Origin of the sequence: Asaia sp. HumB (genome assembly GCF_030263835.1) — a bacterium.
In the GTDB taxonomy this organism is placed as follows: Bacteria; Pseudomonadota; Alphaproteobacteria; order Acetobacterales; family Acetobacteraceae; genus Asaia; species Asaia bogorensis.
Map to the genome: position 1 here is coordinate 1,758,905 of NZ_JARPML010000002.1, position 15,138 is coordinate 1,774,042.

Annotated in this window: 12 protein-coding genes and 1 tRNA gene; 9 read left to right on the plus strand and 4 right to left on the minus strand. The window is 57.8% G+C overall.

The window, feature by feature from the left end; genetic code table 11:
* The first annotated feature begins 81 nt into the window (after positions 1–81).
* The 7 genes from P5689_RS09055 to P5689_RS09085 all read left to right on the plus strand — a co-directional run bounded on the left by P5689_RS09055 (position 82) and on the right by P5689_RS09085 (position 8,114).
* Complete coding sequence (locus tag P5689_RS09055) at positions 82–1,083, plus strand: helix-turn-helix domain-containing protein (RefSeq protein ID WP_285532902.1); 1,002 nt, start codon at positions 82–84, stop codon at positions 1,081–1,083.
* A 137-nt stretch (positions 1,084–1,220) separates the two neighbouring features.
* Complete coding sequence (locus P5689_RS09060; RefSeq protein WP_285533872.1) at positions 1,221–3,530, plus strand: PAS domain-containing sensor histidine kinase; 2,310 nt, start codon at positions 1,221–1,223, stop codon at positions 3,528–3,530.
* 20 nt (positions 3,531–3,550) lie between these two features.
* On the plus strand, positions 3,551–4,936 hold the full coding sequence (locus P5689_RS09065; RefSeq protein WP_285532904.1) for a sigma-54 dependent transcriptional regulator: 1,386 nt from the start codon (positions 3,551–3,553) through the stop codon (positions 4,934–4,936).
* A gap of 125 nt (positions 4,937–5,061) precedes the next feature.
* A complete protein-coding gene (hfq, locus tag P5689_RS09070; protein WP_023977891.1) occupies positions 5,062–5,355 on the plus strand; it encodes an RNA chaperone Hfq in 294 nt (97 codons plus the stop codon).
* A gap of 27 nt (positions 5,356–5,382) precedes the next feature.
* Positions 5,383–6,687 carry a GTPase HflX gene (gene hflX, locus P5689_RS09075; RefSeq protein WP_031240186.1) on the plus strand — a complete coding sequence of 435 codons (1,305 nt, stop codon included), beginning with the start codon at positions 5,383–5,385 and terminating at the stop codon, positions 6,685–6,687.
* A 55-nt stretch (positions 6,688–6,742) separates the two neighbouring features.
* Complete coding sequence (locus P5689_RS09080; protein ID WP_051395806.1) at positions 6,743–7,615, plus strand: inositol monophosphatase; 873 nt, start codon at positions 6,743–6,745, stop codon at positions 7,613–7,615.
* Positions 7,616–7,694: 79 nt separating this feature from the next.
* Positions 7,695–8,114: a host attachment protein gene (locus tag P5689_RS09085; RefSeq protein WP_023977894.1), complete on the plus strand. Its 420-nt coding sequence runs from the start codon at positions 7,695–7,697 to the stop codon at positions 8,112–8,114.
* Between the two features lie 1,237 nt (positions 8,115–9,351).
* Here the strand turns inward: P5689_RS09085 and P5689_RS09090 are convergent.
* Complete coding sequence (locus P5689_RS09090) at positions 9,352–9,516, minus strand: hypothetical protein (protein ID WP_285532906.1); 165 nt, start codon at positions 9,514–9,516, stop codon at positions 9,352–9,354.
* A gap of 356 nt (positions 9,517–9,872) precedes the next feature.
* The gene (locus P5689_RS09095) at positions 9,873–11,066 is read right to left on the minus strand and encodes a globin domain-containing protein (RefSeq protein ID WP_285532907.1); all 1,194 of its coding nucleotides are present in this window, start codon (positions 11,064–11,066) and stop codon (positions 9,873–9,875) included.
* An 82-nt stretch (positions 11,067–11,148) separates the two neighbouring features.
* Between P5689_RS09095 and P5689_RS09100 the strand changes: the two genes are divergently transcribed.
* The gene (locus tag P5689_RS09100; RefSeq protein WP_062163806.1) at positions 11,149–11,589 is read left to right on the plus strand and encodes an Rrf2 family transcriptional regulator; all 441 of its coding nucleotides are present in this window, start codon (positions 11,149–11,151) and stop codon (positions 11,587–11,589) included.
* Here the strand turns inward: P5689_RS09100 and P5689_RS09105 are convergent.
* Positions 11,581–13,035: a SulP family inorganic anion transporter gene (locus P5689_RS09105; protein ID WP_285532908.1), complete on the minus strand. Its 1,455-nt coding sequence runs from the start codon at positions 13,033–13,035 to the stop codon at positions 11,581–11,583. The genes P5689_RS09100 and P5689_RS09105 overlap by 9 nt on opposite strands.
* A 353-nt stretch (positions 13,036–13,388) precedes the next feature.
* On the opposite strand from P5689_RS09105, the gene P5689_RS09110 reads away from it, so the two are divergent.
* Positions 13,389–13,464: transfer RNA gene (locus tag P5689_RS09110), tRNA-His, on the plus strand.
* A 198-nt stretch (positions 13,465–13,662) separates the two neighbouring features.
* Here P5689_RS09110 and P5689_RS09115 read toward each other — a convergent pair.
* Positions 13,663–15,105 carry a mannose-1-phosphate guanylyltransferase/mannose-6-phosphate isomerase gene (locus P5689_RS09115; protein WP_285532909.1) on the minus strand — a complete coding sequence of 481 codons (1,443 nt, stop codon included), beginning with the start codon at positions 15,103–15,105 and terminating at the stop codon, positions 13,663–13,665.
* Positions 15,106–15,138: the final 33 nt, after the last annotated feature.

Genomic DNA, 15,138 nt, shown 5'->3' on the forward strand with positions numbered 1-15,138 from the left:
AGAGAGATCTGATCGCGCCTAGCCTTACCGGTCCTGGCCAGTCGGGCGCATCATGATCGCAACCGTGTCAGTGCGGTCCTGATGCCGCACGATCGCGCCTCTGCCGGCGTGCTTTCTGAAAATGCGGAGCCAGATTTCCGAGGCGCGGCGAACGTGGCGCCTCATGCCTTGAAGCATCCCGCACCGGCCAGTCTTGGTTTTGACGGGCAGTCTGAAGCGGTCCGACAATTGCGAGATCGGCTTGATGCCTGCCTGCCGACGCTCGACGCACTCATGCTGTGCGGTGAGGCAGGCAGTGGCCGAACAAGAGCTGCACGTTATCTCTGGGTGCAGTCTGCCCGACCGGGGCGCTTCGTGCCGGTCATTGACCGCCTTTCCTTTGAAGAGGCTCTGGCGGATCAGGCCGGGTGCCTGTTCATCGGTGAGATCGGCCTTGTCGAGCCAGGCCTGCAAGCCAGTCTGCTTTTGCTGTTGTGCAATAAACCGGCCAATGAACGCCCGGTGGTGATCTGCACCAGTACATGGACGCCTGCGCGCCTTGTGCAGGATCGCCGCATGGATGAGGCCCTGGCGACCCTTCTGAGCCGGCACTGTGTCACCGTTCCGGCCATGCGGGAGCGCCATGACGATATGGGGGCGCTTTGTGCCGTCTGGGCCGAACAGAATGGCGGAGAGGCGGTTTTTCATCCGGATTGCGCTGACTGGCTGGCACAGCAGGACTGGCCCGGTAATTTCCGCCAGATACGCCAGCTCCTGTCTCACGCTGCGCAATCCAGAGCGGGCGGGGTCGTGACGGCGTCGCGTCTCGCTGCGCTGCATCGGGTGGACACAACGGCAGATGCCGCCTCTTTTCAGGGGCTTCTGGCGCGTTATCTTCCCTCCATGCTCAATCTTGAAAGCGATATTCAGGGGTCGCTTCATGCCCGCGTGCTGGCAGAGGTCGAGCGACCTTTGTTCCGCCTTGTGCTCAGGGCGACAGAGGGTAATCAGATCAGGGCGGCTGCCCTTCTTGGGATCAATCGCAATACGCTGCGTAAACGGCTGCAGCTTCTAGGCATCGAGACAGGGCGCACACGGTCATGACAGACAGGGACAAGCCCGTAATCACGCATGCGTCCACCCCCTTCCCGGATGATGCCATGCCTGGGGTCGGATCGCAGGCAGAGCATGACTCTGCCATCCTGCGGGTTATACGGCGTGTCAGCCGTCTCAAGACGGCGATGGTTCTGGCCTGTGCGGCGCTGGTTCTGCTGATCACGACATTTGTTGTTCTGGCGCGTGGCCTTTCCTTCGCTTACCGGCCCCAAATCGAATCCGTCGTGTTCCTGCTCGATTTCGTGGTGCTTCTTCTTCTGGGGGCGGCGGTGATCATGCGCGTCGGGCGCATGCTTGCCGAGCGCCGTACCGGTCTGGCAGGGGCGCGGCTTCATGTCAGGCTGATTACGCTTTTCGGCGTGGTCGCTGTGGCCCCGACTGTGGTGATCGGGGGGCTTGCAGCCCTGTTCTTCCATTTCGGGATCCAGATCTGGTTTTCCAACCGGGTGAACACGGCGCTGACCGAAGCGCGTGACGTGGCAGCAGGCTATCTGCAGGAGCATAACGACAACATCCGCACCGAGGCCTTTGCCCTCGCGAACATCATCATCACTGCCAATAATGACGAGATGTATCGCCACGGCGTGGATCTGATGCGTGATCCGGGTCAGCTCGGGATGATGCTGGATGTGGAAGCCACTGAACGCGGCCTGAACGAGGCCGTGGTGTTCGATTCCTACACCAACAAGGTGGTGGCCTCGGGTGGGCTGGCAGCCTTGCAGGGCAAGCAGCTTGCCCTGCCGCCCAAGGATGCCACGACCCTCGCGCGTACCAATGACGTGGCGATTCTCGATAGTCCGGATGAGCGCACTGTACGCGCTGTTGTCAGCCTTGGGCCAAGTTCCGGGCTGATGCTGGTCATCACACGTCCGGTCGATGCCAAGATTCTTGAGCATATGCGCCATACCGATGCAGTCGTTTCGGAATATCAGCGTCTCGATGCGCATCGCTCGGCCATACAGGTGAGCTTTGCGCTGATCTTTGCGCTACTGGGCCTGCTGGTGCTCAGCATCGGCATGCTGACGGGGCTGGTTCTGGCCAAACAGATTACCCAGCCTCTCGGGCTCCTGATCCTGGCAGCGCGACGGGTGAGCGAGGGCGATCTGAGTGTGCGTGTGCCCGAAGCACGGGCCCGCGACGCCCGGCGTGATGATGAGGTTGGCACCCTGTCGCGTGCCTTCAACCGCATGACCGATCAGCTTTCGACCCAGCGTACCGAGTTGATGGAAGCCTATGAGCAGATTGATGAGCGACGTCGCTTCACCGAAACGGTGCTTTCGGGTGTGTCGGCCGGCGTGATTGGTCTCGATGCGCATCAGGTGATCGAATTACCCAATCGCGCCGCCTCCAGACTGCTCCAGCGTGACCTGGACAGTGGCAAGGGGCAGGCCCTGCGCGATGTTGTACCGGAATTCGGCACCATGCTCGATCAGGCGCGGGCAGAGCCCGGACAGGCGCACACCGCGGAAATTCAGATCGATGTCGCTGAGAGAGGGGCTGTGCTTGGCGATGGCCCCAGCGTGGGTACATCCGGCCGCACACTTCTGGTGCGCGTGGTGGGTGAGCAAGGAAGCGATGATTCGACAGGCTATGTTGTCACGTTCGATGATATTACGGCGCTTCTGGCGGCCCAGCGCAAGGCGGCCTGGGCCGACGTGGCCCGACGCATCGCTCATGAAATCAAGAATCCGCTGACGCCCATCCAGCTCTCGGCAGAGCGGCTGAAGCGTCGCTTCCTGCGCGAGATCAGTTCCGATCCGGAAACATTTGGTCAGTGCGTGGATACCATCGTGCGTCATGTTGGCGATATCGGGCGTATGGTGGATGAATTCTCGTCTTTTGCCCGCATGCCGCAACCCGTTCTCAAGAACGAGGATCTGTCGCGTCTTGTGCGAGAAGCTCTGGTCCTCCAGCGCAATGCTCATCCCGAAATCATCTATGACACGACAGATATGCCGGCTCGTGGCCCCCTCGTGCATTGCGACAGACGCCTGATTGGCCAGGCCCTGACCAATTTGCTGCAGAATGCTGCCGATGCCGTGGCCATGGCGGCGAAGGAACGTGAGGAGCAGGGTGACACCGCTCGGATGGACGGACAGGGCGAAGCGGGGAATGAAAGGCGGGCGACCCAGGGAAGTATACGCGTGGCTCTGGGGGTTGCGGGGGGAGAAGCCATGGTGCAGGTCATTGACGACGGCATCGGTTTGCCTTCTGTTGACCGCCACCGCTTGACGGAACCGTATATCACGCACAAACCGAAAGGGACGGGGCTGGGGCTCGCCATCGTCAAGAAGATCATGGAGGATCACACAGGTGGGATCAGGCTGGAGGACCGACCGGACGGACGTGGAACCGTCTCGACGCTCACCCTGCCTGTGCGCGAGGTGTCCGATGCACAGCCCGACCTTATGGTCCAGACGAGCAGGGAGCAGTGAACTTCTGATGAGGAATGCGCATGGAGCATGAAATCCTGATCGTCGATGACGAGCCGGATATCCGGCTTCTCATCGAGGGGCTCCTTCGTGATGAGGGATATGAAACGCGCGTTGCCGCCAATTCGGATCAGGCGCTGGCGGCGTTCCGGGCGCGTCGTCCGTCGCTGGTCATCCTCGACATATGGCTGCAGGGATCGCGCCTTGATGGTATCGATCTGCTCAAGACGATCAAGGCGGAGGAGTCGGGTCTGCCGGTCGTCATGATTTCCGGCCACGGCACCATCGAGACTGCCGTTTCGAGCCTTCAGCACGGGGCCTATGATTTCATCGAAAAGCCCTTTCAGGCTGATCGTCTGATTGTTGTTGTCCAGCGCGCGCTGGAAGCCGCGCGCCTTGAACGCGAGAATGCTGAGCTGCGTCTGCGCTCGGGAAACGAGACGCTGCTTTTCGGTGACGGCCCCGGCATCAGCGCCGTGCGGGGGCAGATCGAGCGTGTGGCGCCCACAAATTCACGCGTGCTGATTACCGGCCCTGCTGGGTCGGGCAAGGAAATCGCAGCGCGTATGGTGCATGCCCGCTCGCGCCGCGGCACGGGGCCGTTTATCGCCCTGAACTGTGCAACGCTCGCGCCAAACCGTTTCGAGGAAGAGCTTTTTGGCATCGAGGGGCAATCCGATGGTGTGATGCGCCGCACCGGCGTGCTGGAGCGTGCCCATAAGGGAACGCTGCTGTTGGACGAAGTGGCGGACATGCCGCTGGAGACCCAGGGCAAGATCGTGCGCGCGTTGCAGGACCAGACGTTCGAGCGATTGGGTGGTTCGACAAGGGTCAAGGTGGATGTGCGTGTGATCGCCACCACAAACCGCGATCTTCAGGGTGAAATTGCCTTGGGGCGTTTCCGTGAGGACCTTTACTACCGTCTGGCTGTGGTGCCGCTGCGTCTGCCCTCCCTGCGTGAACGTCGTGAGGATATCCCGTCCCTTGCGCAGCATTTCCTGCGTCGTTACGCCGAGAATGCCGGTCTTGCGCCGCGCGAGCTGTCGGTCGATGCGCTGGCTGCGCTGCAATCCTATGAATGGCCGGGGAATATCCGGGAGCTGCGCAATCTTATGGAGCGCCTTCTGATCATGATGCCCAATGGTCAGGATCTCATTCGCGCGGATATGCTGCCCAGCACGGTCAGCCAGGGCGCCCCCTCCATGACGCGTCTCGATGCGGGCGCGGATGTCATGGCGCTGCCCCTTCGTGAGGCGCGCGACCTGTTTGAAACGCAATATCTGCAGGTGCAGCTCTTGCGTTTTGGCGGAAACATCAGCCGTACTGCGAATTTTGTCGGGATGGAGCGTAGCGCCCTTCATCGCAAGCTCAAGCAGCTTGGCGTGACACCTGAAGACCGGACTTTGTGAGTCTGGAAACCCTATCTCAATAAAGATAAGGTAGGGGCCATAAAGCCGGGAGCCTGTTTCACGCGTTGTCTCCCGGCCCCCCGGACAGGGGCCCCTGCAAACACCTGAAAAGAAGAAGAGCAATCTTGGCCAGAGCAAACCCCACCCCATCGCCCCAGACCGCCCCCTTTGCCGAATTCCAGGAGGGTGAAACCGTACAATCCCTCTTCCTCCAGCATCTGCAGGAACATGCGCTTCCCGTGACGGTTTTTCTCGTCAATGGCGTGAAATTGCAGGGCGTCATCCCTCAATTTGATCATGAGACGATCATTCTGCGTCGTGACGGCCACACCCAGCTTGTCTACAAGCATGCGGTGAGCACGATCATGCCTGTCGCTCCCTTGGCGCTTTTTGCTCAGGATGGCGAACTGAGCCTTTAAGGACTGGAGTTTCCCCAAGACGTGTCAGTGACGACAAGTACGACACCCCCCGCGACACGCGCTGCGGTCATTCTACCCTGGGCGCGCCCGACACCCAACGACGAGTTCCGTGCTGCGGAAGCCCGTCTTGAAGAGGCTGTCGGGCTGACGTCTTCCATTGGTCTCGTTGTCGTCAGGCAGGCTGTTCTGGCGATTCGTGCGGTTCGCCCTGCGACCCTGTTCGGCAAGGGGCAGGTCGAGCAACTGGCCGAGCTGGTGCACGAGAATGACGTCAAGGTCATGATCGTGGACGCCAAACTCTCACCCGGCCAGCAGCGCAATCTCGAGAAGGCGCTGGACTGCAAGGTGCTCGATCGCACCGGGCTCATCCTGGATATCTTTGGCGCGCGCGCAGCGACCCGTGAGGGCGTATTGCAGGTCGAACTTGCGCATCTGGAATATCAGCGCTCCCGTCTCGTCAGGCTGTGGACTCATCTTGAGCGTCAGCGCGGTGGTTTCGGCTTTCTTGGCGGTCCTGGTGAAACCCAGATCGAGGCTGACCGTCGCATGATCGACGAGCGGCTGGTCAGACTGCGCAAGGATCTCGATCAGGTACGCCGCACGCGTGGTCTGCATCGCTCCGCCCGCAAGAAGGTGCCCTTCCCGGTGGTCGCTCTGGTGGGTTACACCAACGCGGGCAAATCGACGCTGTTCAATGCACTGACCGGCTCCGCCGTGCATGCGCAGGATCAGCTTTTTGCGACGCTGGACCCGACCATGCGGGGTTTGCGTCTGCCGTCAGGGCGCAGGGTCATTCTGTCCGATACAGTCGGGTTCATCAGTGAATTGCCTACCGAGCTGGTTGCGGCCTTTCGTGCGACACTCGAAGAAGTGGCCGAGGCTGATATCATCCTCCACGTGCGCGATATTGCTCACCCGGATAGTGCCGCCCAGCGTGCTGATGTCATCAACGTGCTGGATGGCATGGTGCGCGATGGCATGCTGGATGAAAACTGGCCCGAGCGAACCATCGAGGTTCTGAACAAGGCCGACCTCATGGGCGGTATCGAGGCTGTGCCGCGTCATCCCGGCTGTGTGGCCATATCGGCCATGACAGGCGAGGGGCTTCCCAATCTCTACTCGATGCTCGATCAGCATATGACGGCGTCGATGAGCCTGACACGTGTGAGCCTTGATATCAGCAACGGTGCCGCGCTGGCATGGCTTTATGAGCATGGCGAGGTTCTGGAACGTCTGGACCAGGAAACCGAGATCACACTCGATGTCCGATTGTTCGAACAGGACCGGTCACGCTTTGGCCAACTCTACCCGGATTGCCTTGTATCTGCCTGAAATCCTCCTGATAGTGGATTGAGGGAGGATAACGGTCTCTCCCAGGGAGGAACGATTGAGCGAGGGTGAGGCGATCATGACACCGGTGCGGACACGCACCGTGACGCGAGCGGTGCTGGAGGATCTGTCCGTGATCGCCCGTGATGCGGCGACACGGATCATCATGCCCCGTTTTGGTCGTCTGTCCGAAGCTGACATACGTACGAAATCGTCCCCATCCGATCTGGTGACGATTGCGGACATCCTCTCGGAAGAATTTATTGCGGGGGAGCTGGCGCGCCTGTTGCCAGAGGCTGTCCTGATTGGCGAAGAGCGATGCTGCACCCAACCGGCCCTGATCGAAGAAGCCGGTAGAGCCCCGCTAAGTGTGACCATCGATCCTATCGATGGCACAGCCAATTATGCCGCCGGCTTGCCGGTTTTTGGCGTGATGATGGCGGTTCTCGAGCACGGCGTGCCGGTTGCGAGTGTCATTCATGACCCTGTCACAGGCAGTTCTGCCCTTGCCCTGATGGGTGAGGGCGCCTGGACGGAGGACCCTTGTGGGGCAACCCGTCCCATGCGGGCGGCACGGCCTTTTTCCCGTATTGAGGATGTAACCGGAAAAATTGCCTGGCGTACGCTGCCCATGGGTGACACAGAGCGCGCCGACCAGGCGCTGCGTTCCATGACCGGTTTATGGGATTTGCGCTGCGCCGCGCATGAATATCGCCTGGTGGCAGGGGGGCACGGGCATGTGTTGGCTTATAGTCGCACATGTCTGTGGGATCATTGCCCGGGTTGGCTGCTTATGCTTGAAGCAGGGGCTTATGGTGCGCGTTTGAACGATGTGCCTTACCATCCTGCGGTGCCGGGAAGGGGCCTGCTTTACGCGCCCGACCGAGCGTCCTGGCAAATGGTCCGTGACGCCTTGGCCTTGTCCTGCTGATCCTGCTTCAAGTATCTGTGTAAGCAGAAACTGCCTTTACCAGATTGCGTTCATTATTCGTAAACACAGGAGAGGTTTTATGGCCGTTCAGGACCCAGTACTTTATGCAGTCTGCGATGGAGAAAAGGCACGCTTTCTGCGCTATGATGGCCAGCAGATGCGTACAATCCAGCGTTTTGGAGCCCACGACAAGGCAACGGACGCAGCGGGTGATGTCGCTTCGATAAAAGAGCCGCGTTCGGATCCGAAAGTGCAGGTCAAGGAGCGGTTCGCCAGACAGATTGCAGATGAAATCGAGACGGCACTGAACGACAACCCTGCCCTCGAGGGGCTCGTGCTTGCGGCGGCACCCCACGTGCTTCACGACATACGCGAGCATCTGTCGAAAGCGACCAGCAAGAAGTTGATCAAGAGTGAGAGCAAGGATCTGACGAATATCCCCGATCAGGATCTTCTGTCACATTTCGACCGCCCCGCGACTGGCTGGCCAAAACCCTGAGCCAGGTTTTGGTTCCCTTGAGGGGTGCAGGACTTTTCTCAAACGCCCGGCTTGGTGTGCCGGGCGTTTTGCATAAACAGCAAAGATTTAAAGATCAGCTAAAGACTGACGGTATGGAAAATTCTTCCCATTCGAGTTTGACAGGACGATCCAGTTCATAGTGGCCTGTAGGATGAGAGCGGAGGTACCCTAGCCGGGAACGTATGTGGTAGTGATGATTGCGCGCGCTTTTCTCAAGCGTAAATCCGCAGTCACGTGGCACGTCTGACGTAAGTATCTTCCCGTCCTGCTCATAAAGATAGGTCGCTTCCATGCCGGTTGTGATTTGCATCAGATAATATCCGCCGGACTTGCGTATCTCCACCTCCGGACAGTTGGGTGTAGGCCCAAACAGATCTCGACCAGAAAATTCTCTCGTAATGAAATCGTAACATAAAAGGTGACCGTGAAATCCTAGGGGTGCGCGAGTAAACTGTCGCAACGCGGCACTGGCCAAAATATTTCGGTCGAGTTCCTTACTATATCTTGCCTGCAGAAACGGTAGACTGAGACAAAGGCAGGCTTCCTCGAACTTGCCTTTCTCAGAAAATCGATGCGATAGGCGCGCCATATCCAAAGTTCTTCCCAAAACCGGTTGCATATTTCCATGCATTAAAGATCTGTTGGATAATATCGCGCTTAGAGCTCTCTCTGGATGGTAATGAATATTACGCAGGAGTAAAGTGTTAAGGGTCGAGGAACTCGTTTTACGTTCCTTTGCATAGACCGCTTTTATCTCCTGATCGGAACCGTACGCGAGCGTTCGGATCATGCGCCCGAATTTCGCGCTGCCTTGTATTGTCAGATGTACGTCGTGCTGGGAATAGAAACTCTGGAGCAATGTTACATTGCAAGAAGCGAGCTTTTCTTCGATTAGTCGTGCGTGTGGTCGGGATCATAAACGATGAAAACGCGGCCAGATACGTTCTTCGGGTCGATTTTCATTCCCTTCATGCGTTTGCAGAAATATTTGTCGACATGGGCTTGTTCAATATTACATATATCTGGATCGAGCGAATATTTCGGGCACATCGAAAAACTGTCTTTGCGCCAATTCGACGGGACCAATTGAGAGCTGGGTGGCCACCCATAGAGTAAGCAAAAACAATACGATTATTTATGCCATGCAATTTATTATTTATTATTGTGATAACATCATCAACTTCGTTGAATATATACCATTTCGAATATTTTGCTGTTACACCAATACTTTTACATTATTAAATCGCAACGGTTTTTCAGCGAAAAAATTACTGGTCGCGTGCTGGCATTGTTCGGCGGGCTCAAAGGTAATTACCGCATAATCGGAATCACCAGCTATTTCGTGGACGACCAGATCGTCACCTTCGAAGATAACAGCCATTACGCCTTTCCCCTGATAACAAGCCTTAACGAGGTACAGATCTATAAGGAAAAATAAAGTAATATAACGTTTCCATCATACAAACGATTCCGATAAAATACTATGTATCGCGTATATTAACAGACTATATATCGTGTTGAACAACAAATATTTTATTATCTCAAATATGAGAAATAAATCTCAGATCCATACACAATAGTCTCTCTGAGGAAGAGAGCAGGAAAAAAGCGCACGCTGCGTTTGTCGCTGGGTCGGGAAGACGATAACGACGATCTCTGGTCGAAACTCGGTAACATTGCCCGCAACGTTGCGGCGCACATCGCAGGTTGAACCGATCGCGATGTGCGCAGAGAGCGTCAGCCCAGGAGTGGTTCGTCCGAGCCAAAAAATTCGTGGTGCAACTGCGCGCCTGGGACGCCGAGTTGGCGCAGGCCGCCAATCAGGTCACGTTGAAAGCCTCTGGGACCACAGACGAAAACATGCGTGTCGGCGCCCATCTGGTCGAAAATCCACTGGGCCGAGATATGCCCTTTATGGCTTGGCACTGGCAGGTTGTTGCCTTCGCCCGAACTGCTGAACAGATCGATCCGGCAAGCTTCCGGTTTGGTCGCGGCGTCAACGAAGGTAGATTTGAAGGCCATGCGGGCAAAATCGTGATCACCGTGTACCAGTCGTATTGCTGGACTGCTTTTGCGGTCGCCTGCCGCCAGGATCATGCTCATGAAGGGCGTGATACCAATTCCCGCGCTGACCAGAATGACAGGCGACGTGCCGCTTCGGGCGAGTGTGAAGTCTCCGGCGGGCGGCGCCACATCGAGTGCGTCACCCTCCTTGAGCACGTCGTGGAACCAGCGCGATACCTTGCCCAAGGGGTCACGCTTGACCGAAATCCTGTAAGCGCTCGAATCGGGCGCGCTTGAAATGCTGTAACTGCGCCGCGTGGAAAGGCCATCACGGTCCAAGCGGAATGTCAGGAACTGGCCGGGCTCATGGCGCAGAACCGGCTTGCCATCCACAGGTACCAGCCAGAAAGAGGCAACGGCATCACTCTCTTTCGTTTTGGAGGCAACCCGGAACGTGCGCCATTCGCGCCATCCACCGGGCAGCGCCGCGCGCTCAGCGTAAATCCTGGCTTCCCGATCAATCAGCACATCGGCGAGAAACCGGTATGCATCTGCCCAGGCGTCGATAATCTCGGGAGTCGCAGCATCACCCAGCACTGTCTTGATCGCGCCCAGAAGCGCCCTGCCTACCACGGGGTATTGCTCGGGTTTGACCATAACGGCGACATGACGCTCGGTGATAAGACTGAGCGCGGCCTCCAGCCTTTCAGGGTGTTCGATATGCCGTGCATAGGCCAGAACCGCTGCCGCTAATGCGTGGGGCTGACGACCATTGGCCTGATCGGTCTGATTGAACATGGCTGCAATCGCAGGATCGCGCATCAGAGCGCCATACATGGTCTTGGTGATCTCTACACCATGGGCCTCCAAAGCGGGGATTGTCGCCTTGACGATACCAGCAGTGCCGGATTTGAGCGGTGTGATCATCCTTCGACTCCTAAAAGATGCAAATAACATACATCTTTTAGGGTGAATGCACTTAACATGTAAATATGATATATCTTCAAATATGCGCCTGACCCTTCATACCGATTATGCCCTGCGCACCCTGTTCTACCTCGCCCTCAATCCTGATCGCCGTGTGTCGATTCATGAGATTGCCCAGCGCTACGACATTTCCGAGAATCATCTCGTGAAGATTGTGCACCGGCTGGGGCAGGGAGGGTTCGTTACGACCATGCGTGGGCGTGGAGGCGGCCTCGTGCTTGGCCGCCCTGCTGAAGAGATCAATATCGGAGCGCTTGTGCGCTTTACCGAGGAGGATATGGCCCTCGTCGCCTGCTTTCAGACGGGCCAGACCTGTCTTCTCACCGGCGTCTGCCGCTTGCAGGGGGTGCTGGGCGAGGCGCTAGAAGCATTCATGGCCGTGCTGGATCGGCAAAGCCTTGCCGATCTTGTTGCGTCGCCAGAGCGGGAGGCTCTGGCGAAACGCCTCCACGGTTCACATTGAAAGAAGGGGCTCGTCTGACTGCTCGGCGATAAGACCATGACGCCGGCTATGCAGCCCCTCGACGCGAACGGTGATCGATCTGCCTTGGAGCTTGCTGACGATTTTCTCCAGAATATCGACCGATGTGATATCCCAGAATGTCGCATCGGCGAGATTGATTTCGACCACCGGTGCCTTTGTCTGGAAGTCGATCGCATCGTACAGCATGTCAGCCGAGGCGAAGAACACCTGGCCGTGTACCAGATACAGATCAGCTTCAGCCGATTGCCGGGTTTCGACACGCAGCATACCCATGGCCCGCCAGGCAAAGAAAACGCCGCTCAGCAGCACGCCAACCGCCACGCCAGCCGCGAGATCATGCGTGGTGACTGTGACAATCACGGTGATGATCATGACCAGGCTGGAAAGCTTGGGGTGACGCATGAGATCACGCAGCGAGCCCCATGCGAATGTGCTGACTGACACCATGATCATGATGGCAACAAGCGCTGCCATGGGAACACGCGCAACATAGCTGTGCAGGAGGACCATCAGGATCAGCAGGAAGGCACCTGCCGTGAAGGTGGAGAGTCGTCCGCGGCCGCCATAACGAAGGTTGCCGACCGTCTGGCCGATCATGCCGCAGCCTGCGATGCCACCAAAAAGTCCGACCAGTATATTGGAAATGCCGAGCCCGGTGCATTCCATACGCGGTGCGCCGTGGGTATCTGTGTGGTCATCCACCACACCCGCGGTCATGAGGGATTCAAGCAGACCCACCGAGGCCATCGCCAGTGCGTAGGGCATGACAATCTCGAATGTCTCGAGCGTAAGGGGGACATGCGGCAGTATAAAGCCAGGCAGGCCGGTAGGCAGGGCGCCAAGATCAGCCACCACATGCACAGGCATCGGGTACCAGATGGTGATGAGTGTCAGGACGACGATACAGATCAGGGGGGAGGGGATGGCCGTTGTCAGCTTCGGTAGCAGGTAGATGATGGTAAGACCAAGCGCGATCAAGGCATAGGTGTGCCATGTCACATGCAGCATCTGCGGCACCTGCGCCGAGAAAATCAGGATGGCCAGCGCATTGACGAAGCCGGTCTGCACCTCTTTCGAGACGAAGCGCATGAGCACATGCAGTTTCAGCAGGCCGAATACGATCTGCATGGCGCCCGCGACCAGCGTGGCCAGAAACAGATACTGGATACCGTGATGATGCACGAGCGCTGCGGCAACAAGCGCCACCGAACCGGCAGCGCCGGAAATCATGCCTGGTCGGCCGCCTGTAATGGCAATCGCGACGCTGATGACAAATGACGCGTAGAGCGAGACAGCCGGCGAAACACCAGCAATGTATGAAAAGGCAATGACCTCGGGAATGAGCGCAAATGTGCCCACCATGCCAGCCAGCACCTCGCGCAGCGGGCTGAAAGCCCACTGTGCGCGATAAGTCGAGAGGTTCAAGGGACGATTCCTTTCGTCGGTCAAAGATCAGCAGGGTCTCGTCGTATTCCGGCCCGACGCGGCAATGATGTGCAGAACCTAGAAAGAGCCGTCTCCCTTAGCAAGGGGGGCTGTCTGGAATACGTGTCCGGGATTGCGAGTTATGCTGCCCTGATTGGTATCGATCAGCAGAAAGGCAATCGTGCTTCGTGTGTAGCGCGCCTCGGCGGGTGTTGAGGGACAGAGCAACATATCCGGGAGGCATCGCCAGCCAGAACAGGTCGATGGCCGGTTTCCTCTCGGGGTGGAAAAGAATCTCGATAAAGGGACTAGACGACAGCCCTGCATTTCTCTAAATCGGGCGTCGCTGTGTGGCGGATGTAGCTCAGTTGGTAGAGCGCCGGTTTGTGGTACCGGTGGTCGCGGGTTCGAGTCCCGTCATTCGCCCCAGCATTTTCCACAAAATATGATCATAAGAAGCATCGTGAGTGCTCTTGCGTCTCATGTCTGCGCTCTGCTGTACGGTGGTTTCATGCAGTTTGCCGGACTACCCGGTGGTATGCAGAGCATCGAGTAGTCACCGCACCTGAATGTCGGCTCTTTCGAAAACCTGGCACATGATCGTGCATGCCAGGCTAATTTTGCGGATCAAGGGCGCGCGTACACATCCTCAAGACGAATGATATCGTCCTCACCAAGATAAGGGCCGGACTGCACTTCGATCAGTGTCAGCGGGATCCGGCCTGGGTTGGCAAGACGATGGGTGCATCCAAGTGGCAGATAGATGCTCTCGTTTTCTCTTACAATAATCTCATCGCTGTCGCGTGTGACGACGGCCGTACCGGCAACCACCACCCAATGTTCGGCACGGTGAAAGTGCTTTTGCAGGGAGAGGGTATGACCGGGGTCGACATGGATCCGCTTCACCTGAAAACGGTCGCCCTGGATCAAACTTTCATAAAAGCCCCAGGGGCGGTACATCCGGTTATGCGACAGGGCTTCGGCACGGCCTGCCTTGCTCAGGCGGGCGACCATTTTCTTGACATCCTGCGCCCGGTCCCGATGCGACACCATCACGGCGTCTTCTGTCGCGACCACAACAAGATCATCCAGCCCCATAACCGTTGTCACCGGCCCATCGGAGCGGACGTAGCAATTGCGTGTGCCGTCCAGGAACACATCGCCTGACGTCACATTGCCATCGTCGTCCTTGGGGCTGATTTCCCATAGGGCATCCCAGCTGCCGATATCAGACCAGCCAAAACGTGCCGGCACGACGGCGGCATGAGAGGTGCGTTCAGCGACCGCGTAGTCGATGGAGATATCGGGCGAGCGGTTGAATGCTTCAGGGTCGAGGCGTTCGAAGTCGAGATCGGATTTACGGCCTGCAACGGCCTGTTCGACATGGGCGTGAATATCAGGCTCGAAGGTGCTGATTTCGCGCAGAAGGATATCGGCACGCGCGACGAACATGCCTGAGTTCCATGAATAGCGCTGATCCTGAACGAGCCGTGTCGCTGTTGCCAGATCGGGTTTTTCCATGAAGCGCGCGACACTGAAGGCGCCCGATACGTCTGCCAGGGCATCACCGCGTTCGATATAGCCATAGCCGGTTTCGGGTTTGGTCGGCTCGACGCCAAATATCGTGACATAGCCCTTTTCTGCGGTCTCTGCGGCGATGGCCAGTGTCGAGAAAAGGGCGTCCATATCGGTGATGGCGGCATCCGCAGCCATGACCCAGAGAATGGCGTCTGGCATGTGCTCAGCGACGAGAAAAGCTGCCGCGGCAATAGCCGGGGCCGAATTTCGCGCCGAGGGCTCGAGCACGATTCTGGCGTTATCAATTCCGATCGCTCGCAACTGTTCGGCAAGGATGAAGCGATGTGACTCGTTGCACACAACAATAGGCGCTTCCAGCCCGGCAGCCATGCCACGCATGGCGGTTTCCTGCAGCAGGGTCTTGTCTGTAAGGAGCGGCCAGAACTGTTTGGGGAAGCTGCTGCGGGACACCGGCCAGAGGCGACTCCCTGAGCCACCGGAGAGGATGACAGGAACAATGCGATGAGGGGTCGTCAGGGATGAAGAAGGCAAGACTCGATCCAGTTGAAATTGCTCTGGAGACTG